This is a genomic window from Shewanella glacialimarina (assembly GCF_020511155.1).
In the GTDB taxonomy this organism is placed as follows: Bacteria; Pseudomonadota; Gammaproteobacteria; order Enterobacterales; family Shewanellaceae; genus Shewanella; species Shewanella glacialimarina.
This window is the reverse complement of the sequence record NZ_CP041216.1, coordinates 2,601,076-2,624,973: the sequence shown is the minus strand read 5'-3', so window position 1 is coordinate 2,624,973 and position 23,898 is coordinate 2,601,076. Positions and strand designations below refer to the sequence as shown.

The 23,898-nt window shown below is 42.0% G+C and carries 26 protein-coding genes; 14 read left to right on the top strand and 12 right to left on the bottom strand.

Translation table 11 applies throughout. The annotated features are described in order from the left end of the window. Nucleotides 1-143 precede the first annotated feature (143 nt). Nucleotides 144-3,455: a ribonuclease E gene (rne, locus tag FJ709_RS11420; protein WP_226410188.1), complete on the bottom strand. Its 3,312-nt coding sequence runs from the start codon at nt 3,453-3,455 to the stop codon at nt 144-146. Between the two features lie 776 nt (nt 3,456-4,231). Between rne and rluC the strand changes: the two genes are divergently transcribed. Further along, nucleotides 4,232-5,188 carry a 23S rRNA pseudouridine(955/2504/2580) synthase RluC gene (gene rluC / locus FJ709_RS11415; RefSeq protein WP_226410187.1) on the top strand — a complete coding sequence of 319 codons (957 nt, stop codon included), beginning with the start codon at nt 4,232-4,234 and terminating at the stop codon, nt 5,186-5,188. A 32-nt stretch (nt 5,189-5,220) separates the two neighbouring features. Beyond that, a complete protein-coding gene (locus FJ709_RS11410; protein ID WP_226410186.1) occupies nt 5,221-5,868 on the top strand; it encodes an HAD-IA family hydrolase in 648 nt (215 codons plus the stop codon). Nucleotides 5,869-5,926: 58 nt separating this feature from the next. On the opposite strand, the gene FJ709_RS11405 is transcribed toward FJ709_RS11410, so the two are convergent. Next, nucleotides 5,927-6,541, bottom strand: coding sequence for a Maf family protein (locus FJ709_RS11405; RefSeq protein ID WP_226410185.1), 615 nt, complete (start codon nt 6,539-6,541; stop codon nt 5,927-5,929). Between the two features lie 234 nt (nt 6,542-6,775). Here FJ709_RS11405 and yceD point away from each other — a divergent pair, with 234 nt between their 5' ends. The 10 genes from yceD (at nt 6,776) to FJ709_RS11355 (ending at nt 14,575) form a co-directional block, all read left to right on the top strand. Next, nucleotides 6,776-7,300: a 23S rRNA accumulation protein YceD gene (yceD, locus tag FJ709_RS11400; RefSeq protein WP_226410184.1), complete on the top strand. Its 525-nt coding sequence runs from the start codon at nt 6,776-6,778 to the stop codon at nt 7,298-7,300. A gap of 18 nt (nt 7,301-7,318) precedes the next feature. Further along, complete coding sequence (gene rpmF, locus FJ709_RS11395; RefSeq protein WP_226410183.1) at nt 7,319-7,489, top strand: 50S ribosomal protein L32; 171 nt, start codon at nt 7,319-7,321, stop codon at nt 7,487-7,489. Between the two features lie 15 nt (nt 7,490-7,504). After that, the gene (gene plsX / locus FJ709_RS11390; protein ID WP_226410182.1) at nt 7,505-8,533 is read left to right on the top strand and encodes a phosphate acyltransferase PlsX; all 1,029 of its coding nucleotides are present in this window, start codon (nt 7,505-7,507) and stop codon (nt 8,531-8,533) included. Between the two features lie 9 nt (nt 8,534-8,542). Beyond that, nucleotides 8,543-9,502: a beta-ketoacyl-ACP synthase III gene (locus FJ709_RS11385; RefSeq protein WP_226410181.1), complete on the top strand. Its 960-nt coding sequence runs from the start codon at nt 8,543-8,545 to the stop codon at nt 9,500-9,502. 29 nt (nt 9,503-9,531) lie between these two features. Next, nucleotides 9,532-10,458 (top strand): ACP S-malonyltransferase, encoded by a 927-nt coding sequence (fabD, locus tag FJ709_RS11380; protein WP_226410180.1) that lies wholly within the window; start codon nt 9,532-9,534, stop codon nt 10,456-10,458. A 9-nt stretch (nt 10,459-10,467) separates the two neighbouring features. After that, nucleotides 10,468-11,214 (top strand): 3-oxoacyl-ACP reductase FabG, encoded by a 747-nt coding sequence (gene fabG / locus FJ709_RS11375; RefSeq protein WP_226410179.1) that lies wholly within the window; start codon nt 10,468-10,470, stop codon nt 11,212-11,214. A 161-nt stretch (nt 11,215-11,375) separates the two neighbouring features. Beyond that, nucleotides 11,376-11,609 carry an acyl carrier protein gene (acpP, locus tag FJ709_RS11370; protein ID WP_011496723.1) on the top strand — a complete coding sequence of 78 codons (234 nt, stop codon included), beginning with the start codon at nt 11,376-11,378 and terminating at the stop codon, nt 11,607-11,609. Nucleotides 11,610-11,806: 197 nt separating this feature from the next. Next, nucleotides 11,807-13,045 (top strand): beta-ketoacyl-ACP synthase II, encoded by a 1,239-nt coding sequence (gene fabF / locus FJ709_RS11365; protein ID WP_226410178.1) that lies wholly within the window; start codon nt 11,807-11,809, stop codon nt 13,043-13,045. 143 nt (nt 13,046-13,188) lie between these two features. After that, the gene (locus FJ709_RS11360; RefSeq protein WP_226410177.1) at nt 13,189-13,677 is read left to right on the top strand and encodes an acyl-CoA thioesterase; all 489 of its coding nucleotides are present in this window, start codon (nt 13,189-13,191) and stop codon (nt 13,675-13,677) included. A 25-nt stretch (nt 13,678-13,702) separates the two neighbouring features. Next, a complete protein-coding gene (locus tag FJ709_RS11355; RefSeq protein ID WP_226410176.1) occupies nt 13,703-14,575 on the top strand; it encodes an NAD(P)-dependent oxidoreductase in 873 nt (290 codons plus the stop codon). A gap of 71 nt (nt 14,576-14,646) precedes the next feature. On the opposite strand, the gene cdd is transcribed toward FJ709_RS11355, so the two are convergent. Both cdd and sbcB read right to left on the bottom strand, forming a co-directional pair. Further along, nucleotides 14,647-15,543: a cytidine deaminase gene (cdd, locus tag FJ709_RS11350; protein ID WP_226410175.1), complete on the bottom strand. Its 897-nt coding sequence runs from the start codon at nt 15,541-15,543 to the stop codon at nt 14,647-14,649. Between the two features lie 65 nt (nt 15,544-15,608). Beyond that, nucleotides 15,609-17,030 (bottom strand): exodeoxyribonuclease I, encoded by a 1,422-nt coding sequence (gene sbcB / locus FJ709_RS11345; protein ID WP_226410174.1) that lies wholly within the window; start codon nt 17,028-17,030, stop codon nt 15,609-15,611. Nucleotides 17,031-17,216: 186 nt separating this feature from the next. Between sbcB and FJ709_RS11340 the strand changes: the two genes are divergently transcribed. Then, complete coding sequence (locus tag FJ709_RS11340) at nt 17,217-18,428, top strand: tyrosine-type recombinase/integrase (RefSeq protein ID WP_226410173.1); 1,212 nt, start codon at nt 17,217-17,219, stop codon at nt 18,426-18,428. Here the strand turns inward: FJ709_RS11340 and FJ709_RS11335 are convergent. The 8 genes from FJ709_RS11335 to FJ709_RS11305 all read right to left on the bottom strand — a co-directional run bounded on the left by FJ709_RS11335 (nt 18,425) and on the right by FJ709_RS11305 (nt 22,751). Continuing rightward, on the bottom strand, nt 18,425-18,646 hold the full coding sequence (locus tag FJ709_RS11335; RefSeq protein WP_226410172.1) for a hypothetical protein: 222 nt from the start codon (nt 18,644-18,646) through the stop codon (nt 18,425-18,427). The two genes, FJ709_RS11340 and FJ709_RS11335, sit on opposite strands and share 4 nt — an antisense overlap. Next, nucleotides 18,646-18,771, bottom strand: a complete 126-nt coding sequence (locus FJ709_RS19605) for a hypothetical protein (RefSeq protein ID WP_259395480.1) — start codon at nt 18,769-18,771, stop codon at nt 18,646-18,648. Before FJ709_RS19605 ends, FJ709_RS11335 begins: the two co-directional genes overlap by 1 nt. An 8-nt stretch (nt 18,772-18,779) precedes the next feature. Further along, on the bottom strand, nt 18,780-20,210 hold the full coding sequence (locus FJ709_RS11330) for a DNA cytosine methyltransferase (protein ID WP_226410171.1): 1,431 nt from the start codon (nt 20,208-20,210) through the stop codon (nt 18,780-18,782). Further along, complete coding sequence (locus tag FJ709_RS11325; RefSeq protein WP_226410170.1) at nt 20,207-20,449, bottom strand: hypothetical protein; 243 nt, start codon at nt 20,447-20,449, stop codon at nt 20,207-20,209. The genes FJ709_RS11330 and FJ709_RS11325 overlap by 4 nt, the downstream gene beginning before the upstream one ends. Next, nucleotides 20,446-20,748 (bottom strand): hypothetical protein, encoded by a 303-nt coding sequence (locus tag FJ709_RS11320; RefSeq protein ID WP_226410169.1) that lies wholly within the window; start codon nt 20,746-20,748, stop codon nt 20,446-20,448. The genes FJ709_RS11325 and FJ709_RS11320 overlap by 4 nt, the downstream gene beginning before the upstream one ends. Next, a complete protein-coding gene (locus FJ709_RS11315; protein ID WP_226410168.1) occupies nt 20,749-20,934 on the bottom strand; it encodes a hypothetical protein in 186 nt (61 codons plus the stop codon). It lies immediately after the preceding gene. Further along, on the bottom strand, nt 20,931-21,254 hold the full coding sequence (locus tag FJ709_RS11310) for a hypothetical protein (RefSeq protein ID WP_226410167.1): 324 nt from the start codon (nt 21,252-21,254) through the stop codon (nt 20,931-20,933). Before FJ709_RS11310 ends, FJ709_RS11315 begins: the two co-directional genes overlap by 4 nt. A 603-nt stretch (nt 21,255-21,857) precedes the next feature. After that, nucleotides 21,858-22,751, bottom strand: a complete 894-nt coding sequence (locus tag FJ709_RS11305; protein ID WP_226410166.1) for an MBL fold metallo-hydrolase — start codon at nt 22,749-22,751, stop codon at nt 21,858-21,860. Nucleotides 22,752-22,888: 137 nt separating this feature from the next. Here FJ709_RS11305 and FJ709_RS11300 point away from each other — a divergent pair, with 137 nt between their 5' ends. Next, nucleotides 22,889-23,839, top strand: a complete 951-nt coding sequence (locus FJ709_RS11300; protein ID WP_226410165.1) for a GlxA family transcriptional regulator — start codon at nt 22,889-22,891, stop codon at nt 23,837-23,839. Nucleotides 23,840-23,898: the final 59 nt, after the last annotated feature.

The following is a 23,898-nucleotide window of genomic DNA, read 5'->3' as shown; positions in this document are numbered from 1 at the left end:
TACCACTTCTAAACCAATAATCTGACATGAAGAACAATTAATGAAGTTGATGTAACTTAAACAGCGAGGAATGACGCTTATATCAAAATTAATTAAAAAAAAAGCCATGCTTTAGCATGGCTTTAACTCATTAAACGACTTTGTTATGACTGTGGTTTAGTCATCTCAGCAGTTGCGCTATTAGCAAAATTTGATTTTGCTGCAGCTGGCTTGTCTGTTTCAGCGTAGCTTTTACCTTGAGGTATAGCTTGCTGCTCACGAACTTCAACCGTAGGCTTAGTTGTAGTTGAACTTACCATTGAACCAAAACGACTATTGCTGGCAGGTTTTGATGGCACAACAACTTCTGCTTTGGTTTGCTCAGATTTCGGCTCTACAGCTTTCTCAACCACTTTACGCACTATTGTGGCCGGCTTTGCCATAGGCGCGTTAACTGCGGCTTTGGTTGGCTTTGCTTCCGTTGATGTTGACTGCACGTCTTTTACGGGTGTAATAACTTCAGCTTCTTTAGTTACTTCAGCTTTTACCGCAGCTTCAACAACTGGTAGCGTCTCAGATGTAACTGATACCGTTTTTTCAGTAGTAACTTCAACCACTTTATTTTCGGTTTCGGCTTTAGTCTCAACTTCAACTTTACTTTCAACGATAGGAGCAGTTTGTACTGCTTCAACCCTTGTTGATTCAGCTGATGCTTCTACTTTCACCTCAGCAACTGATGTGTTAGCAGCTTTACTCTCTAACACTGGTTCAGCCTTGGTAGGTTGATTAACGTCGGCTGCGGTAGCAGCCTGAGTTTGTGCTAGTTCTTCAGTTAACTGTCTATCAAGTTCATCAACAGGTGTGAACACTGGCGCGGTATCAGAAGAAGCACCTTCGTCATCATCACGGCGGCGGCGTTGACCTGCTGCACGAAGATGACGAGGACTGCGGCGGCTGCGACGCTGACCTTCACGTTTATCATCATCAGACTCATCAGTTTCAGTCACGTTAACCGTTTCATCTGCTGGCATAGTTACAGCAACTGCTGCAGTTGCAGTTATAGCCGGTACTGAAGTTTCTGCTGTTGCTGCAACACTAGTGTCTACTTTAAACTCAGCTGTTTCTTCAGTTGCTGAGGTTGTAGCTTGTTCAACTGTCGCTGATTGGTTATCAGCAGGCTTTTCTTTACGAGGCTGACGCTTACGCACAGGCTTACTGTCTTTATCTGAGTGGTTAACTTCAGAATTAGCTTTATCTTCAGTATTAACAGTAGCAACTAATTCAGCAGTCTCAACATTGTTAACATCACTTCGCACATCTTTGGTTGAATCCGCTGGCATGGTTTCATTAGGCGTAGTACCTAAATTAGTGGCTAAAACTGTTTCGTCATTAGTTTGCTCATTCTCAATGCGTACTTTTCTACGCATATTACGGCGCTGACGACGTTCACGAGCGGCTTCCTGTTTAGGTGTTTTTTCAGCCGCAACAGTTTTAGTCGGTTTATCGTCACTGACTACTGGCTTCGCAACAGGTTCTGGTTTGCTGACAGTTTTAGTGTCATCTTTGTCACGAGTAGGCTTATTACGGCCACGAGTATTTTTGCTATCAGTTGTAGTTGAATCTTTATCGTTACGTTTACGACGAGTATCGTTACGGCTGTCATTGCGACTTTCATTACGATTATCACCACTATCATTACGACGGCTGCGACGAGGGTTAGTTTTATCTTGTGTTACTGCAGGCTTAACTACAGGCTTTTCTTTTGTTTCAGTTTCATCACTGCTAAAGAAAGCACTAATTGCAGATGTAATGCGGCTGAATAAACCAGGTGTAGCAGCAACTACAGGCTTAACTGGAGCAGCTTTAGGCTCTTCAACGGTTTTTTGCGGTGCAGCAAAACCTTTTAAAGCTGGCTCTGGTGCTAAGGTACGCTCTAATTTACGTGGCTCGTACAATTCTGATTTAGGTGCTTCAACGCGCTTAAAGCTTGACTCGGTGATTTCATCATCATTTTTACGGCGGATCACTCGATATTCAGGTGTTTGCATGTGCGCATCAGGAATAACATACACTTCTACACCATGACGTTCTTCGGTAATGCGAATGGCTTTACGTTTTTCGTTAAGTAAAAACGCTGCAACATCAACTGGAACAATGGCTTCGATTTGAGTGGTATGCTCTTTAATGGCTTCTTCTTCCATTAAGCGTAAAATCGATAATGCTAAAGATTCTGTACTACGGATAGTACCTTGGCCATGACAGCGAGGACATAAATGTGCAGCAGACTCTTCTAAAGAAGGACGTAAGCGCTGACGCGACATTTCCATCAGACCAAAACGTGAAATACGACCTAATTGCACACGAGCACGGTCATGATGCACTGCATCACGCATGCGATTTTCAACTTCACGTTGATGACGAACAGGTGTCATGTCAATAAAGTCGATAACCACTAATCCACCTAAATCACGTAAACGTAATTGACGGGCAATTTCATCTGCGGCTTCAAGGTTAGTATTTAATGCCGTTTCTTCGATATCACCGCCTTTAGTGGCACGGGCAGAGTTAATATCGATAGAGGTTAATGCTTCTGTTGGGTCAATAACAATTGAACCACCAGAGGGTAAACGAACTTCACGCTGGAAAGCAGATTCTATTTGAGATTCGATTTGGAAATGGGTAAATAATGGCACTTCAGAATCGTACATTTTGACGCGTTCAAGAAAATCAGGACGAACTAAGCCAATATGTAATTTAGCTTCTTCATAAATACGTGGGTGATCGATGAGAATTTCACCGACATCACGACGTAAATAGTCACGAATTGCGCGAACAATAACATTACTTTCTTGATGAATTAAGAAAGGAGCACCTTTAGTTTTAGACGCTTCTTGAATGGCATCCCAGTGATGTTGTAAGACTTTTAAGTCCCACTTCAATTCTGTTGACTCTTTACCTACACCAGCAGTACGAACAATTAAGCCCATGCCATGTGGCACTTCAAGTTCAGACATCGCTTCTTTTAATTCAGTACGCTCATCACCTTCAATGCGACGAGAGATGCCACCCGCGCGCGGGTTGTTTGGCATTAATACTAAATAAGAACCCGCAAGACTGATAAAGGTTGTTAAGGCTGCACCTTTATTGCCACGCTCTTCTTTATCGATTTGAACGATAACTTCTTGACCTTCCTGCACCACTTCTTTGATGTTAGGACGACCTTGAAAAGAGTAACCTTTAGGGAAGTATTCGCGGGCAATTTCTTTTAACGGAAGAAAACCATGACGATCAGCGCCATAGTCAACAAATGCTGCTTCTAAAGAGGGTTCTACGCGGGTGATTTTACCTTTGTAAATATTTGATTTTTTTTGTTCATGGCCTGGGCTTTCAATGTCCAGATCATACAATTGTTGCCCATCTACTAGGGCGACACGCAACTCTTCAGATTGAGTTGCATTAATTAACATACGTTTCATGATGACGTGATTCTTCTATAAAGGTCATCAAACAACAATTATTTGCATTACGGGCCTGCGAATAGTTAGCAGCCTCACGGCTTGTTACAGGCTATATAGGCGCGCAGTACGACTGTTAAACGCATTCTCTGCGTGTCGCGGCCTAATTTATGGCTTATTTTCTAATGTTTACAAAAACAAGGAATCCGTTGCATTGCAACCAACCCCATAAATATCAGTCTTTTCCAGTAATGCCTAATCGAATCGGTTGTTTGATAACAAGCTAAAATATTGTTCGAATTTGGCGGTGAAATCAGGCAGTTTTTACATTTTTTTAGACTAAACTTACGGTTTAATTATAAACACATAATAATGACGTGTTTTAAAAACTTATAATTTGCGAATCAATGATTTGCTACCGATAAAGTTCATGTGTAAATTGCACTGAATTTCATTAATTGAATAGGTTGTGAACAGTTTATCCACGGTTTGTCCTCATTCAATGCGCAAATATAGCAATATTAGCTAAGTTCGGCAATCAAAAGCCTATAATCTTTTAAGTGGTGATTGTTTTAGATACTAACTTGGGACAGCGAATGCTGCGCTAATAATAGTATTACTTATCTCACTTTTTCTTCGAATGCGGCCACTTCTTGTTCCTTTATACGCCGTTCATGCATACCGTCTTGGTTTATAAAGCAGCATTTATATAAGAGAGTATGATTGCCCTGCGCTTGTGATAGCCAAGTTTTATTGAAATAAGCTACAATAGCGACGTTCTCACAAATTGGCGCATCATGAATACTGAAACTACCCCCCAAGTTCACTTCGTCACCATAGACGAAGATAATGTTGAACAACGAATTGATAATTTTCTATTAACTAAGCTTAAAGGCGTTCCTAAAAGCATGATTTATCGAATCGTGCGAAAAGGTGAGGTCAGAGTTAATAAGAAGCGAATTAAACCTGAGTATAAACTTCAAATAGATGATGTTGTTCGTATTCCGCCGGTTAGAGTGGCAGAAAAAGATAATCGTACAGCACCGTCACCTAATTTATCCAGAGTCTCTCAGTTAGAAGAGCGAATTATTCATGAAGATAAGTTTCTTATCGTATTGAATAAACCCGCTGGAATCGCTGTACATGGTGGCAGTGGGGTTGATTACGGTGTGATCGAAGGTTTGCGTTCGCTACGACCTCAACAAAAGTTTTTAGAGCTGGTACATCGCTTAGATAAAGATACCTCAGGGGTCTTATTGGTGGCTAAAAAACGCAGCGCGTTAAAACACCTACATGAGCAGCTACGCAGCAAAACAATGCAAAAAGATTATTTAGCATTAGTACGTGGCGATTGGCAGGCAAAAGACAAAGTCATAAAAGCTCCCTTGTTAAAAATTACCTTAAAATCTGGTGAGCGTATAGTGAGGGTCAATCCGGAAGGAAAGGAATGCGAAACGCGATACCGGATTATGCAGCGCTTTGACGGCGCAACGTTAGTAAAAGCAAGCCCAGTGACGGGTCGAACTCATCAGATCCGAGTTCACTGTCAATTTGCTGGTCATGCTATTGCCTGCGATGATAAGTATAGCGAGCAAAAATTTGACGACAGCATGCGTGCTATAGGTTTAAACCGCTTATTTTTACATGCAGCAGAATTGAAGTTTACCCATCCTGAAACCGATACCACAATGCAGGTTAGTGCGCCGTTGGATGATGTGTTGTTAAAAACGCTAGAAAAACTGAACAAGATTTAATATTGGTTGTGATAACTGAAAAAGTGAATGAAATGGCGTTGCAACATAAATATGATTTAGTTATTTTTGATTGGGATGGCACCTTAATGGATTCCATCGGGGCCATTGTGAGCTGCATGCAAGCCGCGGCTCATGATCTTAGTATTGAGGTGCCAAGTGAACGTGCTATTCGCGACTTGATAGGCCTTTCATTACCCAAAATACTGAATATTTTATTCATTGATTTAGTTCATCTGCATGAAGATATTGTTAGTCGTTATAGACACCATTTCTTATCAGCTAATACAGTTAGCCCATTATTCGAGGGTAGTGAACTGTTATTAAAGCAGCTTTTTATCCATGGTTACACATTAGCGATTGCCACAGGTAAAGGCCGCCCGGGCTTGGACAGGGTATTAGCGCTCAGTGGTATGGGGCATTATTTTGCTGCGAGTCGTTGTGCTGACGAAATGAAAAGTAAACCTGATCCTATGATGATTGATTCTCTGCTTGCACATTTTAATGTGCCCGCCTATCGAGCTGTGATGATTGGGGATTCGGTTCATGATTTGCATATGGCTAATAATGCCGGCGTAGCCGCTATTGGAGTAAGTTATGGTGCTAATTTGGTTGAACAACTGCAAACAGCCAATCCATTAGCCATTGTCGATAGTGTCGCTGAATTAGTTCATTACCTTTAATCTAATGTGTTAGGCATTAAATTAAAGGTAAATAAATCTGGTCTAATGGGTAAGGTGGCTATGCCAATACATCAATACCTTGCAATGCTAATAAATCAATAAGCTTTATGAGTGGTAAGCCAATAAGTGTATTGGGATCGTCGCCTTCAAGCTTGTCAAACAGTGCAATGCCTAATCCCTCACTTTTGAAACTACCAGCGCAGTAAAGCGGCTGTTCTGTATTTACGTAATAGCGAATTTGAGCCTCTGTTAACTGTCTGAAGTGAACCGTAAAAGGTTCAACACAACTGTGCATTACTTTGGTATCAGCGCAATAAACCGCAAGTCCAGTATAAAAGGTTATCGCTTGACCTGAAGCTTGAGTGAGTTGCTTAATCGCATTTTCAGCCGTGTGGGGTTTACCCACTATGTCACCATTTATAAGTGCCACTTGATCAGAGCCAATAACGATATTGCTATGCTTATTGTGTTGTGATGATGTGTCCGCAGCGATTAATGCACTGCCCGCCAATGCTTTTTGCCGTGCTAGACGCTCAACCAACTGTATTGCTGTTTCATCTGTTAGTGGTGATTCATCAATATTGGGGTTAATAGCAGTAAATGGATAATTTAATTTAGATAATAGTTGCTGACGGTAAACGGATGTCGAGGCTAAAATTAACTTTATAGGCATGATTTCTTATCTAATCAGTCTTTGATAGCACAAAGTTTACCATTAATCGTTAATATGCGGTAAATATCGCTGCAAATGCTTGTGTATGCAGGGACTGTTGGGTAAAATTTGCTATCATTCAAATTTAATGTTGGTAGTGATAGAGAGCTTGAATATATCTTAGGGTAGATTTTAGTGCATTTTGCAGAAATTTTCTTTGACTCCAACGTTTTCAAACTATAATATGCGCGCCTTATGCAAACAGTAAAGATACCGGTTTCAATTGATCCTTTTCGCGCCGCCAGTAGCAGCCTTCGTTATAATGGCATAGTTCCTGGTAAGCTGAATAAGCGATTAAATGAGTTATGTGCCGGCGACTGTTCCGACGTAGTTGTGTCGTTGGAATGTGGTGTCGACTTACAGGGGATAGTCTACCTTCGCGGGAAGGCTGTGACGGAGCTCACTCTGCTATGTCAACGTTGCATGACACAATATACTACTGAGGTTACGGTCGAGTTTTGTTTCAGTCCTTGTAAGAATGAAACAGAAATCGATGAGCTCCCGGATGCGTATGACCCAATTGAGTGTAATGATATTGGTGAAGTACGTCTGCATCAATTGATTGAAGATGAATTGATAGTCGCTATGCCGATTATCCCAGTGCATGAAGATTCTGATTGCAGTTTGGGATCGAAAGATATAGTTGTAGGCGAGATCGACCCCGCTCATGAGGAGCGTCCAAATCCGTTTGCAGTGTTACAAAAACTGAAGAGCAAGTAATCGTAGGAGACAAGTCAAATGGCTGTACAACAGAATAAAAAATCTCGTTCAAAGCGCGGAATGCGCCGTTCACATGATTCATTGAGCACTGCTCAATTATCTGTAGACGCAACTAGCGGTGAATTACATCTACGTCACAATGTGACTGCTGATGGTTTTTACCGCGGTGTAAAGGTTATCAACAAGTAATTTGTTGACGACCTAATGACGAATCTGACGCTCGCGTTAGATGCGATGGGGGGTGATCATGGTCCCCACGTCACAGTGCCTGCAGCCTTGCAGGCACTTAAATCTAATTCCTCTATACATATTATTCTTATCGGCAATCAAGCTGAAATTGAACCATTTCTCTCTCTAGCTGACCCAGCTATTTTATCTCGAATTGAACGAATCCATACTACAGAAGTAGTGACTATGGATGATAGACCTGTACATGCTTTACGTACTCGTAAAAATAGTTCAATGCGCGTTGCCCTAGAACAAGTCAGAGATGGAAAAGCTGAAGCTTGTATTAGTGCAGGCAATACTGGTGCGTTAATGGCAATGGCAAAAGTGCTGTTGAAAACCCTACCTGGCATTGACCGGCCGGCTCTAGTGTCGTGTTTACCGACGGTAACGGGTAAGCCCGTTTATTTGTTAGACTTAGGCGCTAATGTCGCATGTGATTCAGAAACCTTATTTCAGTTTGCGGTTATGGGCTCGGTGTTGTGCGAAGCGGTGCATAAAAAATCTCGTCCTAAAGTGGCTTTATTAAATGTCGGCATAGAAGAGATTAAAGGTAACGATCAAGTACAACAAGCCGGACGTCTTCTGCAACACACAGATCAACTCAATTATGTTGGTTTCGTCGAAGGTGATGAAATCTACACCGGCAATTTAGATGTAATAGTGTGCGACGGTTTTGTCGGCAACATTACTTTAAAAACCTCAGAAGGTATTGCCAAGCTTTTAGTTCACCAGTTAAAACGTGGTTTAAATAGCGGTATATTTGTTCGTTTATTATCCAAACTCATCGCGCCACGCATACAAGCTGTACTCAGTAAGATGAACCCCGACCACTATAACGGTGCAAGTCTGATAGGATTGCGCGGAATAGTAGTAAAGAGTCATGGAAACGCTGATGAAGCTGCCTATCTACAAGCCATTAATTTAGCAGCAACTGAAGCGAAACGTCGTCTTCCTGAAATGATCAATGATCGTTTGGAGTCGATTCTTTTAGACATCAATAGCTGATCACATCATATGCATACAAAAATTCTCGGAACAGGTAGTTATCTGCCTGTGCAAGTGCGCAGTAATCAAGATTTAGAAAAAATGGTCGACACCAGTGATCAATGGATTATGGATCGAACAGGCATCTCAGAACGCCGTATAGCAGCCTCTGATGAGTCCGTGTCGACTATGGGTTATCAAGCTGCACTTAAAGCGCTTGAGATGGCGGGTATCGAAGCGACTGATCTTGACATGATTGTGTGTGGTACCACGAGTGCCCCCAATGCTTTTCCTGCCGCAGCTTGCGAAATTCAAGCCATGTTAGGTGTTAAACAAATCCCTGCTTTTGATATTGCCGCTGCGTGTTCAGGGTTTGTTTACGCGTTATCCGTAGCAGACCAATTTGTTAAAACTGGCGCGGCTAAAAAAGTGTTAGTTATTGGCGCTGATGTATTATCACGCATGTGTGGACCTGACGATCGTTCAACGGTTATTTTATTCGGTGATGGTGCCGGTGCTGTCGTGATTGGCGTTAGCGATACCCCTGGAATTATTAATACTCATATCTACGCAGATGGCAGCCAGGGTGATTTGTTGAAATGCTCATTCCCTCCACGCGCTAATGAATCCTCAGAAGCGGTCGGTTATATGACAATGAAGGGCAACGATGTATTTAAAGTGGCGGTTACTCAACTATCAAATGTAGTGACTGAAACACTGCGAATTAATAATATCGATAAATCTGAAATTGATTGGTTAGTCCCACATCAAGCTAATTTTAGAATTATTAATGCGACCGCTAAAAAATTGAACATGAGTTTAGATAAAGTCGTTTTAACTTTAGCAAGGCATGGTAATACCTCTGCCGCATCTGTGCCGATTGCGCTAGATGAAGCGGTACGAGATGGTCGAATTCAACGAGGTCAATTATTACTTTTAGAAGCCTTTGGAGCAGGATTTGCTTGGGGCAGTGCGTTAGTTCGCTTCTAATTTCTTTAATTTAATACAGGTAATTAACAATGGAAAATGTGGCTTTTGTATTTCCGGGTCAAGGTTCACAAGCTGTCGGTATGTTAGCTGACTTAGCCCAAGAACATGATGTGGTTGCACAAACATTTGCCGAGGCTTCACAGGTACTTGGCTATGATTTATGGGCGCTTGTAAAAGACGGACCAGCAGAATCATTAAATGAAACGGATAAAACCCAGCCAGCATTACTTACCGCAAGTGTGGCTATTTGGCGTGCTTATCAAGCTAGCGGTAAAGCCATGCCAGCTTATCTTGCTGGTCATAGTTTAGGTGAATATTCAGCACTTGTGTGTGCAGGTGTTATGCAATTTACAGACGCGGTTAAGTTAGTAGAACTTCGTGGTCAATTAATGCAACAAGCCGTTCCTGCAGGAACCGGTGCTATGTACGCCATCATTGGTCTAGACGATGATGCAATTGCAACAGCATGTGAAGCCTCAGCACAAGGAGATGTGGTCAGTCCTGTTAACTACAACAGCCCAGGACAGGTCGTTATAGCCGGAGAGAAAAACGCCGTCGAACGCGCAGCAGCTGCGTGTAAAGCGGCTGGCGCTAAAATGGTTGTAGCATTGCCAGTAAGCGTGCCATCTCATTGTGCCCTGATGAAGCCTGCGGCAGATAAACTAGCTCAGGCCTTAGCTGATATTTCATTTTCAGTCCCGGTAATTAATGTCATTAATAATGTTGATGTGGCAATGCCTACACTTGGCGAAGATATAAAAGATGCGTTAGTACGCCAGTTGTATTGCCCGGTTCGTTGGAGCGATACCGTGAATTATATGGCCGAAAAAGGTGTCACTGAATTAGTTGAAATGGGACCGGGTAAAGTATTAACTGGTTTGACAAAAAGAATTAATAAATCTGTTTCAGCCCAAGCAGTCAATGATGTTGCATCATTTGCTGCATTAACTGAGTAAGGAATAATAATGAGTATTAGCTTTAATTTAGAAGGTAAAGTGGCACTTGTCACGGGTGCAAGCCGCGGTATTGGACGTGCAATTGCAGAAACATTAGTACAAGCTGGCGCGGTTGTCATTGGTACAGCAACCAGTGAGAAAGGCGCTGCAGCGATTCAAGAGTATCTAGGCGACAAAGGTTTAGGTCTTGTGCTGAATGTCACAGATAGCGAATCTGTGGCGCATTTATTTAGCCAAATTAAAGAAAAAGCTGGCGATGTTGATATTCTCGTGAATAATGCAGGTATTACACGTGATAATTTATTAATGAGAATGAAAGATGATGAGTGGCAAGATATCATTGACACTAATTTAACTTCATTATTTAAATTGTCTAAGCCTGTGATGCGATCTATGATGAAAAAGCGTTTTGGGCGTATCATCAGTATCGGATCTGTTGTTGGTACTATGGGTAATGCTGGCCAAGTCAATTACTCTGCCGCTAAAGCCGGTTTAATAGGATTTACTAAATCTCTTGCAAGAGAGGTTGCATCTCGTCAAATAACAGTTAATGCTGTTTCACCTGGATTTATTCAGACTGATATGACAGATGAGCTGACACCAGAGCAGCAACAGGCTATTATGTCGCAAGTTCCGATGGAACGTTTAGGGCAAGCGCAAGAAATTGCCAATGCAGTATTGTTTTTGGCCTCAGATTCAGCCGCTTACATCACAGGTGAAACATTGCATGTGAATGGCGGAATGTACATGGTTTAAGGACGATTGGTAGGAAACTACCTTCATTTGAGTCAGAGTTAGAAGCAGGGCAGATTTTTTTTGTGGTTAGACCACAAAATCTAAGCTTGCAATGTTATCTAAATCGAATAAACTACTCGCAATCTTACGCAAGTGCGTAATTTGAATAGGAAAGAGAACTAATGAGCAACATCGAAGAACGTGTAAAGAAAATCATTATTGAGCAACTAGGTGTTAAAGAAGAAGACGTTAAATCTGCTGCTTCTTTCGTGGACGATTTAGGTGCCGATTCTCTGGACACAGTTGAATTGGTTATGGCTCTAGAAGAAGAGTTTGATACCGAGATCCCTGATGAAGAAGCTGAAAAGATCACTACTGTTCAAGCAGCGATCGATTACGTTTCTAAGAATCAGTAATCCAAAATTCACAGAGAAAGGCGGCATTTATTGTCGTCTTTTTTTGTTTCTGGCACTCCAAGAAAAAGTAAGCAGTCTTAGCTATTCATATAAAACGCCTGTTCTAGTAGGTTAACCTCTCTTTATATTTCTCCTTCCGGTTAATCGCCGTTGCTAGACTCATTGGCATTGTACATTCAGAATAAAAGGTGAAAATCATGTCTAAACGTCGAGTTGTTATTACAGGTCTAGGATTAGTGACTCCAGTGGGTAATGATGTCGAATCATCCTGGAAAGCGTTACTTGCTGGTCAAAGTGGTATTGAGCCTATTACTAAATTTGATGCTACAGAATTCAGTACTCGCTTTAGTGGCTCAGTTAAAAACTTTGATGTTGAACAATATTTAACTAAAAAAGATGCCCGTAAAATGGATCTATTTATCCAATACGGCATGGCGGCAGGAATTCAAGCCATGAAGGACTCTGGCTTAGACATGAGCCTAGAGCGACCAGAGCGTGTAGGCACCGCAATAGGTTCTGGTATGGGTGGAATGCATTTAATAGAGCAAAATCATAGCGCATTACTCAAAGGCGGACCTCGTAAAGTTTCACCATTTTATGTGCCTAGTACTATTATTAATATGATTTCAGGTCATTTATCAATTATGTATGGCATGACCGGTCCTAATTTCGCTGTCACGACGGCTTGTACAACAGGTGTTCACAACATTGGCTTTGCAGCGCGCACTATTGCTTATGGTGATGCAGATGTAATGGTTGCTGGCGGAGCTGAAGATGTTACTAGCCCATTAGCTGTTGCCGGCTTTGGCTCAGCTAAAGCCTTATCTACTCGTAACGATGACTATCAAGCCGCCAGTCGCCCATGGGATAAAGACCGTGATGGTTTTGTTATTGGTGATGGTGCCGGTGTGTTAGTGATGGAAGAGTATGAACACGCCAATGCTCGTGGTGCAAAAATTTACGGCGAACTAGTCGGCTTTGGCATGAGCGGAGATGCGTTTCACATGACATCTCCTCCTGCAGATGGTGCAGGTGCCGCCGCAGCTATGGTGAATGCGATTAGTGATGCTGGTATTACTAAAGAGTCGATTGGTTATATTAATGCGCACGGCACTTCTACACCAGCCGGAGATAAAGCTGAAGCTGCGGCGGTTAAGTCGGTATTTGGTGCACATGCCTATGATTTGCTAGTCAGCTCCACTAAATCAATGACGGGTCATTTGCTAGGCGCTGCGGGGTCAGTTGAAGCGATTATTACCTTACTGGCTCTACAAGATCAACATATCCCACCAACAATCAATCTAGATAATCCTGATGAGGGTTGTGATTTAGATTTTGTTGCCCATACCTCACGTAAATATCAATTTGATTACGCTTTATGTAATTCATTTGGATTTGGTGGCACCAACGCTTCACTGTTATTTAAGAAAATCTAATTCACTTGCGAATGGTATTTATATAAAGGGAAGATGATGTCTTCCCTTTTTTGTATGATAAATCTTAATATGGCTAATTAACCATTCCTTTGCCTAGTTTATTTAGCGTAAACTGACAAAATACATTTTAGAGGATTAAATATATGGCCGGTATAGACAGACAGCTGACATTACGTTTTTTAGCTGAGCCTGCTGATGTGAATTTTGGCGGCAAAGTTCATGGCGGTGCGGTAATGAAGTGGATCGATTTAGCCGCTTACGCATCTGCTGCAGGTTGGAGCGGAAAGTATTGTATTACTGTATACGCCGGTGGTATTCGTTTTGTTAAACCTATTCATGTGGGTAACATAGTCGAAGTGACCGGTAAAATTATCTACACTGGAACAACATCTATGCATGTGGCGATTGATGTTAAAGCGGGTGACCCAAAATATTCAGAACGTCATTTAACAACCCATTGCATTGTGATTATGGTTGCGGTTGATGATGCTGGTAAACCGACAGATGTACCTGAGTGGATCCCCAAGACCGAGGATGACATTCGTTTACGCGATTCAGCATTACGGTTAATGGACATGCGTAAACGCATTGGTGCAGAGATGGAAGCTCACGTAAAACCAATCGTTGAGTAAATATTAATTACATATCGGAGAAGTTATGGCTAAGGTTGCATTTTTAGGTTTGGGTGTGATGGGGTTTCCCATGGCAGGTCATTTAGTGAGCCAGGGGCATGAGGTGACTGTGTACAATCGTACGCAAGCTAAATCAGATTTATGGACCCAAACTTACCAAGGTAAATCTGCTCCGACACCTAAAGCTGCTTCAATGGGTCAGGATATTGTCTTTACCTGTGTGGGTAATGACGATGATTTACGTCAGGTTGTTTTAGGTGAGCAGGGTGCTATTCATGGTATGCATGCTGGCACTATTTTAGTTGACCACACCACAGCATCCGCTGACGTTGCCCGTGAAATTTTTGCAGTGTTAGCTGCCAAAGATATTGCCTTCTTAGATGCACCTATTTCAGGCGGTCAAGCAGGGGCTGAAAAGGGCATGCTCACCGTTATGATCGGTGGCGAACAGGCTACTTTTGATGCCGTTAAACCTGTTATTGCTGCTTATAGTCGCTGTGCTGAGTTATTAGGGCCGGTTGGTTCTGGACAATTAACTAAAATGGTCAATCAAATTTGTATCGCTGGTGTGGTTCAAGGGTTGGCAGAAGGATTACACTTTGCCAAAAGTGCCGGCCTTGATGGTTTAAAAGTGATAGAGGTGATCAGCCAGGGAGCCGCACAAAGCTGGCAAATGGAAAATCGCTATAAAACCATGTGGCAAGGCGAGTATAACTTTGGGTTTGCTATTGACTGGATGCGTAAAGACTTAGGTATAGCACTTGATGAAGCTCGTCGTAATGGATCGACTCTGCCTGTGACTGCACTGGTTGATCAATTCTACGCTGACGTTCAAGCGATGAAAGGTAATCGATGGGATACTTCAAGTTTATTAGCACGTCTAGAAAAAAATCGTTAATAGTCTATTGAAATACATAAACAAAAAAGGACTGCTATGATGCAGTCCTTTTTTATGGCACTAGGTTTTTACTAGATGTCCGTTGGCTCGACTACAATGTGTTCTAATTCTACTGCCGCAACAGTATGTAGCGCATCCATAGCTGCCCCTACAAGGCTTATCATGCCTTTAGATGACTCAACTAATACCGCACGTTTAATTTCGCTATAATCTCTGTTGTGTCTTATCAGGTTTGATAATGCCATCTGCATTGGCTGCATTGATGGATTAAATGCTGCGTTCTCGGCGTATCGACCGCAAAAAGTGGCGCCGTCTTGGGTTTCTAATACGACCGCAGCGTGACAGTTAGTGTAAGGCGAGTAACTTAATCCCGCTTGCTCTAACCCTTCAATAATTGTCGGGTCATTTGACTCTAATGCAAATTCAATATGACTTTTTGACAATAATGGGCGAGTCACATTCAAGTCTGCTGGGCCAAATGCATACGGTAAATAATGGCTTAATGGTGCAGCTGCTTGACCGGGTAAGTGGATATTGATTTTACTGCCATCAACAAGTTCATTGATGAATTGACGGCAATGGCCACAAGGACTGAAATTCACTACGATGTCTATTATATGGGTTTCACCACACAGCCATGCATGGCTTATAGCACTTTGCTCAGCATGAACGGTATGAAAAAGTGCTTCACCTGGTAACTCCAAGTTTGCCCCCATATAAATATCGCCACTGCTGCCTTTTACAATTGCGCCAACATAAAATTGGCTAAGGCTTGGACTTGCTAATGATGCGGCTATGGGTAACAACGCCATTAAAAGGTCTTGTTCGTTTAACTGGCTTGCGGTCATTAAATTCGACACTTGATTGGCATCAATATGACCACCAAAATTAGCATTCAATAATGGCACTAAAGCTGTCGCCAGTGGCTTTGGCAGTTGATTGATACTGTCTATGAATCGATTTTGCATTTTCCCTTATCCTTTAAATAAAAAATATCATATTTGAACTTAAGTTTATGACTAATATATGTAAACTAAAGTGATTGTAAGTATTGATATAGGGCTTTTAATAGCTTTTGTTTGTGCTCATTGTCGCTGGTTTCTTCAACTAAGTTTTCGAGTCGCATCACATAATCGGCATCCATTAACTGCTCCTGGCAGTATTCTCGCCACTTAAGGCTTTCTAGGTGACTTAATGTTTGTGGGTAATTACGGGCTCGATAACGAAACAGCATGGTATTAATACGAGGGTCATCAAACTGCAATTCCAATGCGGCTAAATTGTGTGGTTGAGTATGACTCACTATGTCTATTTTGGTTTTATCTGCATGGCTGAAAAAACCGCCACTGTAGAGCATTAAGTCAGGGTTAGTTATCGCTGGCCTATCTGATTCTATTTCAAATATGGCATTTAATTTTTCACGAATATCGCTTGATTGTTTTAAGCGTTTATATTGCTCTCGGGCAAAGGCTTTATCCACATTTAACCGCAGTGCTACATCATCATCTAATAACTTGGCAGAGCCAATAAACGGACACTTATTAATGTGGATTTGTTTAATAGGGATAGGCAGTTCATCGGGTGCTAAATCTGCACGTGAAGTATACATTCTAGCTTGAATTTCTTCAGCCGTTAATGTCAATAAAGGTGAGATATCCATGGATAAATTGATACAAATAACGGCATTTTTATTGGTCGGATGAAAAGTCACAGGGGCAATTAATGTGGTGCAGCCATTGAGCGCGCTAATTTTAGAACTCACATGCACCAAAGGCTGCATTTTTAAAACATCAATTTGATCACTTACAGCTTGTTTACGGCGTAACTTAAAATAGTAATCATATAACTTAGGCTGCTGTTGTTTTATGAATTTAGCCATAGCGATAGTTGCGTATACATCAGACATGGCATCATGGGCTTTTTCATGGCTTAAGCCATTGGCAACAGTTAATTGCTCTAATTTGAAGCTAGGAGAGCCATCTTCCTTTGTTGGCCAACTAATGCCATCAGGACGAAACGCATAACAGGCTCGAACGAGATCAATTAAGTCCCAGCGTGAATTCCCCTGTTGCCATTCCCGTGCATATGGGTCGATAAAGTTACGATAAAAACCATAACGGCTGACTTCATCATCAAAGCGTAAGGAATTGTAGCCGACAACACAGGTATTAGGTTGGCTGAATAATTCATTAATACGCTTCATGAACTCAGCTTCAGGCATACCTTTACTATTAGCCAGTTGCGGCGTGATCCCGGTGATTAATATTGCTTCTGGTGATGGTAAATAATCTGGCGCAAGCTGGCAATAAAAGGTTTCGGGCTCGCCGATAATGTTTAATTCAAGATCCGTGCGGATCCCGGCAAACTGACAGGGGCGGTCTTTGGCTGGACTTGCGCCGAATGTTTCATAATCGTGCCAGTAAAGTGAAGGCGTTTCTTCATGATTTATTTTCATTTAATTTTGCTCATTTTTGCATTTAACTTCATGTAAATCATGGTTAAATTTGCTTTAAACCTTTCATTCTAATTTGGTTGGTTTTATTCTGCTGCTTTAGGTGCCGTGTACACCTGTGTGTACATATTTGGTTTTGTGTCATAAACTCGTTATATCGAGCAATAAATCTGTACACAGGTTTTTTAAATGTCTTTATCTGACACACAGTTACGTTCTATAAGCGGAAAACCATACACGGGTAAACCTGAAATTGCTGACCGTGATGGTTTAAGTGTCCGCATTAGCAATGCAGGAACTGTAACTTGGCAATATCGCTTCCGTTTTCGCTCTTCTGTTGGACGTTTAACATTAGGTCGCTATCCTGATGTTAAATTATCTGAAGCTCGAAAATTTGTACCTGAACTGAGAAACGCATTAGCGAATGATACAGATCCAAGAGTGTATTGGAAACAACGCAATACCAGAAGAGGCAAAGTGAATGTCCGATATTGCTGCGAACAGTTTTTACTTAAACAAGGTAGCTCGTTAAAGCCAGGAACTATTGCCACTTATCAATCATGTTTTCGGGTGCATTTGTTTGATGCTTTTGATGATAGGTTAGTTGATGATATTACACTTGGAGAATGGATTGACTTCTTTGATGAAAAATCAAAAGTGAGTCGAGTAACCTCTGGCGCAATATTAAAGCAGTTAAAGACAATACTAAATTGGTCTGTACGAAGACAATTAATCAAATCGGTTGATGTGTTACAGCTTAGAGTATCAGACATTGGCTCTGCTTCCACAGTTGGTTCACGAGTGTTAACCGTACTCGAATGCGGGAAGATTTGGCGTGAGCTAGATAAAACAAGAGCAACCAGAACCATCACTAATTCTATAAAGGCTTGCATGATGACAGGGGCGAGGGTGTCTGAGCTACTTAAATCAAGTCGTGCTGATTTTGATTTAGACAGCATGGTGTGGACTGTTCCGGTTGTTAACAGTAAAACTAACCAACCTATCAGGCGGCCAATAAGCCCCGCTTTACTAGAGCTGCTTCAAGAGCAATGGTCTTTACATCGCTCTCAATGGACTTTTCCTGCACCAAATGATTATAAAAAGCCTGTTGGTATAGCGTCGGTGAATAAATTAGTCAGAGAAATTAGACCAAGAGTCGATATTCCAGACTGGAGACTGCATGATTTCAGAAGAACTATTTCAACGAGACTTTCTGAGCTTGGTATATTGCCTCATGTAACAGAAAAAATGCTAGGGCATGTCCTTGGCGGTGTGATGGCGGTGTACAACAAGCATGATTGGCTAGATGAGCAAGCAGCAGCTTACCAAATGTGGACGGAAAAACTGCTGCTGTCTGCCAAAAGAGAAATGAATGTAATGGTGTTGGATACTTTGCCTTAAGATGCCAATTGCTCTTCATCCCACTTTTTAAGTGCTTGTATGTTGTAAAATCGCCCATTATGAATTGGGTTTGGGAAACCAAGATTTTTGCGCCACTTCCATAATGTAGCAGTAGAGCAGATTCGATAGCGCACCATGACTTCTTTAGTGTTGAGGAACAATGGCTCTTGTTGCATTCCTGTATTGGTGTGATTTTCTTGTTGATCTAAATTATTCATTATTGACCTTCCTTTTTAAGCTTTTCTGCTAGTGTTTTCATGTAATGCTGGCATGAGCCGACCTGATCGCGCGGAAGGGCATACCATTGTTTTAATGCTTCTTTGATAACGTCTGACTTCTTCATATAACCCCTTAGGCGACTTTTGCTAGTTGAGTGCATTGTTCTGGTAGGTTGGCTTTTACCAAGGCCTCTGAAAGTTGTGGTGGTACGCTATTACCCACCCGTGCGACTTGTTGTTTCTTGGTAGTTTTACCGTTGTAATCGCTAATGATGTAATCTGAATTAAATCCCTGGCATGCAAATAGCTCATGTGGTTCAAGCATGCGTAGTCCAATATCAACTATTTGGTATGGCTCACCTTTGATGATCACTAACCCAAATCGGTCATTAGTAGTAATCGTGTGCAGCGGTTCGTTACAAGCAACGCCGTCTTGTTCATTACCGTAGTATTTGATGAAGAACGCTCGCACTTCGCCTAGGTGCAAACCGCCAGCGGTGATGGTGTGAGCAGGTTCAGTCATTTCAAACCCGATGTTAGTGCCGCGCATTTTGACCATGTGGCTTGTGACTAGCGCAAAGTGACCGCCTTTAACTTCAGCGCAAATAGTCCTTAACGGTTCATCAGCAGGCATGTTGCGTTGAGCACTGGCGTTAGCGCATTCTGTTATGAACGGAGTTACCAAAGCTTGTGCCGGAGCCTTAAACGGTTTGGCTGAGTCGATTACAAATCTTTGAATGCCTTTGGCTATTCGCTTCATTGTGTTTTCGGCTAATGGGCGTTTGCGGCCAAATATTGATTTACAGGGTATTGACCAATCGATGCACTCCGCAGCCGTTCGCCAGGGTTTTAATGTACCTAGTTTTACACCTTCACTATTTGGTGCGCCGTGTGTTGGTTGTGGCCATACGATTGGTTGATTATCGCAACGTGCAATCATAAAGAAGCGTTTGCGAATGGTTGGCGAACCAAAATCACATGCACGCATTTCATGCCATTCAACTTTATAGCCAAGGCCTTTAATTAGTTTGGCGGTATTAACAAGCCCAAGGGTGTCAACGCATTCATTGAGTGCAGGGTGATCAGCATCAATACCCGTGCTTAACATGTTTACAAATGCTTCGAACGTTTCACCTTTAAGTTCAGGATTTGGTCGCATGTCACCAGTATTTTGGCATTCAATTAATGGTCCCCATGTTTTAAATTCTTCAACGTTTTCTAACATGATGACTTTTGGTCGCACTTTCATTGCCCAGCGAATAGTTACCCATGCAAGACCCCGTATTTCTTTATTAACCGGCTTGCAGCCTTTGGCTTTTGAAAAGTGCTTACAGTCTGGGCTAAACCATGCCAAATCAACCGGCTTACCTGCAGTGGCTTGCACTGGGTCAATATCAAATACAGACTCGCAATAATGCAATGTGTCTGGGTGGTTGGCGGCATGCATGGCAATTGCATCTGGGTCATGATTGATTGCAATGTCAACACTGCGCCCAATTGCCCATGCAATACCGGTACTTGCACCACCACCGCCAGCGAAGTTATCAACGATTAATCCACTCATGCTGCATACCCTTGTAGTCGTAGTTTTGAATCGGCGGTGCTGGCAAATAGTTCAGCATCGGCTTGGGTGAAATCACTAACTTCAATCGCGTTGAGCGTTTTACAGACTCCCCAGCCGTTGTAGTTGTTTGGTTTGTATGTCACTTCAATCTGCTGATGGTCATGCATAAGCGTAAAAAATGGATCTGATAAGGTGACCACACCTTGTTTAGTGCTGAATGTTGTGGTTATTTTGTTCATGCTGCACCGCCTTGAGCCGTTTTTAGGTCCATCTTTGGGTAACCGTTAACTTGGTAGCCCGTGATAGGGTGACCAGGTAGTCTGATTTGGTGGTACTTGTAAGAATGAATAATCGTGCGACCAATTCCTTTAGCTAAGTTTGTTAGGCCATTGCCCAATGCTTGCCAGTAGAGGCAATCAAGTGCGCCAAGTTTTATGGCGATTCCAATTTTGTCATCACTATGCATCTTTATTGGCAATCCCACTTTTTGGGCGCGGTAGTGGCCTAAAATATGGTTAAAAGCTGCTTTCGATTTCATTTATGCCACCTTTCTGTATTCATTTTGCTTCCTAGCATCGTGTTCGATTGGCGGTTGTAACTGCTGCTTAGTGCGTTGCCAGCCTTTAATTAAGCGCTTAAGGCATGGTGCTTCGTGGGGCCAGTTGCGGATCATGTCTTTGCACTTGGCTATTTCACGGTCGCAATATTCAGTTGCGGCGCTCATATGCTTGCTCTTAACTGAAATACTTTGCCGGTTTGATGTAGTGGTGTGTTACGCCATAAGGTGATGCGACCTGTGTTGTAGTTGTATCGCAGGGCTAACTCGTTACCCAGTTCACCGGCTTGGTTTTCAAACTGCTTACTGAAAAGCTGGCTTGGGTTGCATGTCATTAGCTGGCGTTCAAGTTTGGCTATGCGCTGTTGTACTCGGGTGCATTCCATTGGGTCTTGTTTGGTGGTCAGCAGGCAGGCAAAACGAACACTGGTTAAGTGAGCATGTTCGATGCGCTCTTTGTCTGTTGTTGGGGTGTTTGTCAGTATCATTTTGCCGTCCTCGTAAGTTCTCTTAAACATAATTTAAGTAAACTTAAGTTATCTGTCAATGATAAATTTAGTTTTTCTTAAGCTTTGTTCGTTTTAATGATTTGAACATCTGGGAGAGGTATAAATAAACAATTGAACTAAGGAGGGTTTATGAGTGTGATTGAAACGTTAAGATCTTCAATTAGAACGGGTGAGATAGTGTCTATTGTTTACCACGGTGGCAGTGTAGTGGCGAATAAAAACTGGCCACTACATTAGGCCTACCAAACTCGTTTTTGGACAAAACCTTGTTAGATAATTCACTCTTATTAGCCAGATTCGGATTAGCTATTCTAATAATAATGCTTCGTTTGGTTGCAAACTAACCAACACTCGATATCACCAGTCGGAATCGGCATAACAGGGTCATGAATCAATTCTCTAGAGATCTGATTCATCTTAAGGGAAAAAATCGCCCCAGAACAGCTGTAAACGGGGCGATAGGGCGGGTTTTAGCGGATGGCGTGAATCAGTCTGGTGTAGAGTGATTCACTCACTACTTCGAGTACTCACTTATCCCCCCCTTTGTTCCTTACCCACGACTAATTAATCAAGAAGCTATACTTATAACTTCAACGATTCACCATCTTCAGGAATTAATACTTGTTTTTCAATGCCTTCTTCTTGCACGAACTCCCTGAGCTCTTTACGAGTCAATGCTGCGTGATTGACCGTATCCATGTGTACAGCAACAATTTTAGCTTGAGGTGCATGCTTAATAGTTCGAAGTGTGTCCTGTTCGCCCATGATAATAGAACCTTCAAGGCCGTCTAAACGAGCATCACCCGTGTTAAGAACAACTACTTCAGGCTTAAATTCATTTAGAACATTTTCCACTTCATTACGCCAAATGGTATCACCGACAAAATATACAGTACTGTAATTATCTGCTTGTAACACCACCCCCATAGCTTCTCCTAACAATTTAGCTAACTCTGGGATTGCATACATTTCATCCGTGCCATGCTGCCCACCTGTTTTGGTTAAACGAATACCATTGAACTGAGTTTTAATGCCTAACACACGCACATCTTTAAAGCCTTGAGCGCGAATAGTATTTGCATCCTCTTCATTTTGAACAAATAAAGGCATCGTTTTAGGAATTACACTTTGTGCTGTATCATCCCAATGATCAAGATGTGTGTGAGTGACAATAACAGCGTCTACATTGTCAATTACAGCTTTAGCTGACATGGGTAAATCGATCATTGGTATACGTATTTCACTACGATAAGTACCGGCAAAACCAGGATAGGTATCTTTCTTTGCCAGCATAGGATCGATTAAAAATGTTGTGTCACCATAAGCGAGTTTAGATGTTGCATTTCGAATATGCTGAAACTGAACCTGCTGTGGTTCTGAATGCAGCGTTGGAGCCGATTCAGCTAATGCATTGGTGCTATTTATGATGGTTGCAAGCCCTAAGGTAAATAGGATGGTGATAGCTTTGTTTTTCATAATGTATCTCTTTGGCGGTTGATTAATATGAGACATTATCTTCGGTATTTACGAGAGGGAATATTGACCCAAGAGACAAATATCGAAACAATTGGGCCAAATAATGATATGACGATTCACTTGGGAGCGCTTTGCACATGCAAGTACCAACTGTCGCTTTGATTCTCTACCCTCATTTCAGCGTGTTTCATGTCGCTGTGCCTCAAGCCGTTTTTTCGATGCAGCCAGATGGCAAACCCATTTTTGACTTAAAGATCGTGTCAATTGATGGTAAGCCACAACACTCTGACAATTGTATGACAGTTCAGCCTGATGGTGGATTAGAACTCGTTGAGTTGGCAGATATAGTCGTCATTCCAGGGTGGCATGACCTAGAAAGTCCGCCTGCTTCCAATATTTCTGAAGTATTGGTTAGAGCTCATGAAAGAGGATCTACGGTCGTGGGGCTTTGCTATGGTGCTTACGCATTAGCCTACTCAGGGCTATTAGATGAAAAAGAAGCGGCAACTCATTGGATGGCAGAGGACGATTTTACTGTTCGTTTTCCAAATATAAAGCTAAATACGAACGCACTTTATGTTGAAAGCGACCGTGTAGTCACTTCCGCAGGTACTGCAGCCGCTTTAGACTGTTGCTTGTATATTGTGAGGTCTTTTTATGGGACAAAAACAGCGAATAAAGTTGCGCGCATCTTAGTTGTACCGCCACACAGAGAAGGCGGCCAGGCACAATTTATTGCACAACCCATCCCAAAATCAACTCAAGATGCAGAGGTCAATCGGTTACTGGATTATTTACGTGAAAACCTCGAAAAACAATATTCCATCGCTGATTTAGCAGACCAATTATTTATGAGTCGCCGTACCTTTACTCGGCATTTCAACAACGCTACCGGTATGTCATTTGGAAAATGGCTTGTGAATGCTCGTCTGCAACGTAGCCTTGAGCTTCTTGAAAGTACACGACTTCCTGTAGAAAAAGTGTCTGAAATGGTTGGTTTTCAGACTGCAACGTCATTTAGGCAACATTTTAATCAACGTTTTCAAGTTAGCCCAAGTGCTTGGCGTAAAACGTTTGCGGGAAACTAACGATGTTAGAGCTATGTTGGAAGCAACTCTAAAATAAACTATAAACGCCGATTTTACTG

Excerpts from the sequence above, each read along its gene's own strand:
- FJ709_RS11385 (WP_226410181.1), top strand. The coding sequence starts at position 8,543 with ATGCATACAAAAATTCTCGGAACAGGTAGTTATCTGCCTGTGCAAGTG.
- rpmF (WP_226410183.1), top strand. The coding sequence starts at position 7,319 with ATGGCTGTACAACAGAATAAAAAATCTCGTTCAAAGCGCGGAATGCGC.
- yceD (WP_226410184.1), top strand. The coding sequence starts at position 6,776 with ATGCAAACAGTAAAGATACCGGTTTCAATTGATCCTTTTCGCGCCGCC.
- rluC (WP_226410187.1), top strand. The coding sequence starts at position 4,232 with ATGAATACTGAAACTACCCCCCAAGTTCACTTCGTCACCATAGACGAA.
- acpP (WP_011496723.1), top strand. The coding sequence starts at position 11,376 with ATGAGCAACATCGAAGAACGTGTAAAGAAAATCATTATTGAGCAACTA.
- FJ709_RS11315 (WP_226410168.1), bottom strand. The coding sequence starts at position 20,934 with ATGAGCGCCGCAACTGAATATTGCGACCGTGAAATAGCCAAGTGCAAA.
- FJ709_RS11335 (WP_226410172.1), bottom strand. The coding sequence starts at position 18,646 with ATGAATAATTTAGATCAACAAGAAAATCACACCAATACAGGAATGCAA.
- FJ709_RS11355 (WP_226410176.1), top strand. The coding sequence starts at position 13,703 with ATGGCTAAGGTTGCATTTTTAGGTTTGGGTGTGATGGGGTTTCCCATG.
- FJ709_RS11360 (WP_226410177.1), top strand. The coding sequence starts at position 13,189 with ATGGCCGGTATAGACAGACAGCTGACATTACGTTTTTTAGCTGAGCCT.
- fabF (WP_226410178.1), top strand. The coding sequence starts at position 11,807 with ATGTCTAAACGTCGAGTTGTTATTACAGGTCTAGGATTAGTGACTCCA.
- fabG (WP_226410179.1), top strand. The coding sequence starts at position 10,468 with ATGAGTATTAGCTTTAATTTAGAAGGTAAAGTGGCACTTGTCACGGGT.
- FJ709_RS11405 (WP_226410185.1), bottom strand. The coding sequence starts at position 6,541 with ATGCCTATAAAGTTAATTTTAGCCTCGACATCCGTTTACCGTCAGCAA.
- plsX (WP_226410182.1), top strand. The coding sequence starts at position 7,505 with ATGACGAATCTGACGCTCGCGTTAGATGCGATGGGGGGTGATCATGGT.
- FJ709_RS11410 (WP_226410186.1), top strand. The coding sequence starts at position 5,221 with ATGGCGTTGCAACATAAATATGATTTAGTTATTTTTGATTGGGATGGC.
- cdd (WP_226410175.1), bottom strand. The coding sequence starts at position 15,543 with ATGCAAAATCGATTCATAGACAGTATCAATCAACTGCCAAAGCCACTG.
- sbcB (WP_226410174.1), bottom strand. The coding sequence starts at position 17,030 with ATGAAAATAAATCATGAAGAAACGCCTTCACTTTACTGGCACGATTAT.
- rne (WP_226410188.1), bottom strand. The coding sequence starts at position 3,455 with ATGAAACGTATGTTAATTAATGCAACTCAATCTGAAGAGTTGCGTGTC.
- FJ709_RS11320 (WP_226410169.1), bottom strand. The coding sequence starts at position 20,748 with ATGAAATCGAAAGCAGCTTTTAACCATATTTTAGGCCACTACCGCGCC.
- FJ709_RS11340 (WP_226410173.1), top strand. The coding sequence starts at position 17,217 with ATGTCTTTATCTGACACACAGTTACGTTCTATAAGCGGAAAACCATAC.
- FJ709_RS11325 (WP_226410170.1), bottom strand. The coding sequence starts at position 20,449 with ATGAACAAAATAACCACAACATTCAGCACTAAACAAGGTGTGGTCACC.
- FJ709_RS11305 (WP_226410166.1), bottom strand. The coding sequence starts at position 22,751 with ATGAAAAACAAAGCTATCACCATCCTATTTACCTTAGGGCTTGCAACC.
- fabD (WP_226410180.1), top strand. The coding sequence starts at position 9,532 with ATGGAAAATGTGGCTTTTGTATTTCCGGGTCAAGGTTCACAAGCTGTC.
- FJ709_RS11330 (WP_226410171.1), bottom strand. The coding sequence starts at position 20,210 with ATGAGTGGATTAATCGTTGATAACTTCGCTGGCGGTGGTGGTGCAAGT.
- FJ709_RS19605 (WP_259395480.1), bottom strand. The coding sequence starts at position 18,771 with ATGAAGAAGTCAGACGTTATCAAAGAAGCATTAAAACAATGGTATGCC.
- FJ709_RS11310 (WP_226410167.1), bottom strand. The coding sequence starts at position 21,254 with ATGATACTGACAAACACCCCAACAACAGACAAAGAGCGCATCGAACAT.
- FJ709_RS11300 (WP_226410165.1), top strand. The coding sequence starts at position 22,889 with ATGCAAGTACCAACTGTCGCTTTGATTCTCTACCCTCATTTCAGCGTG.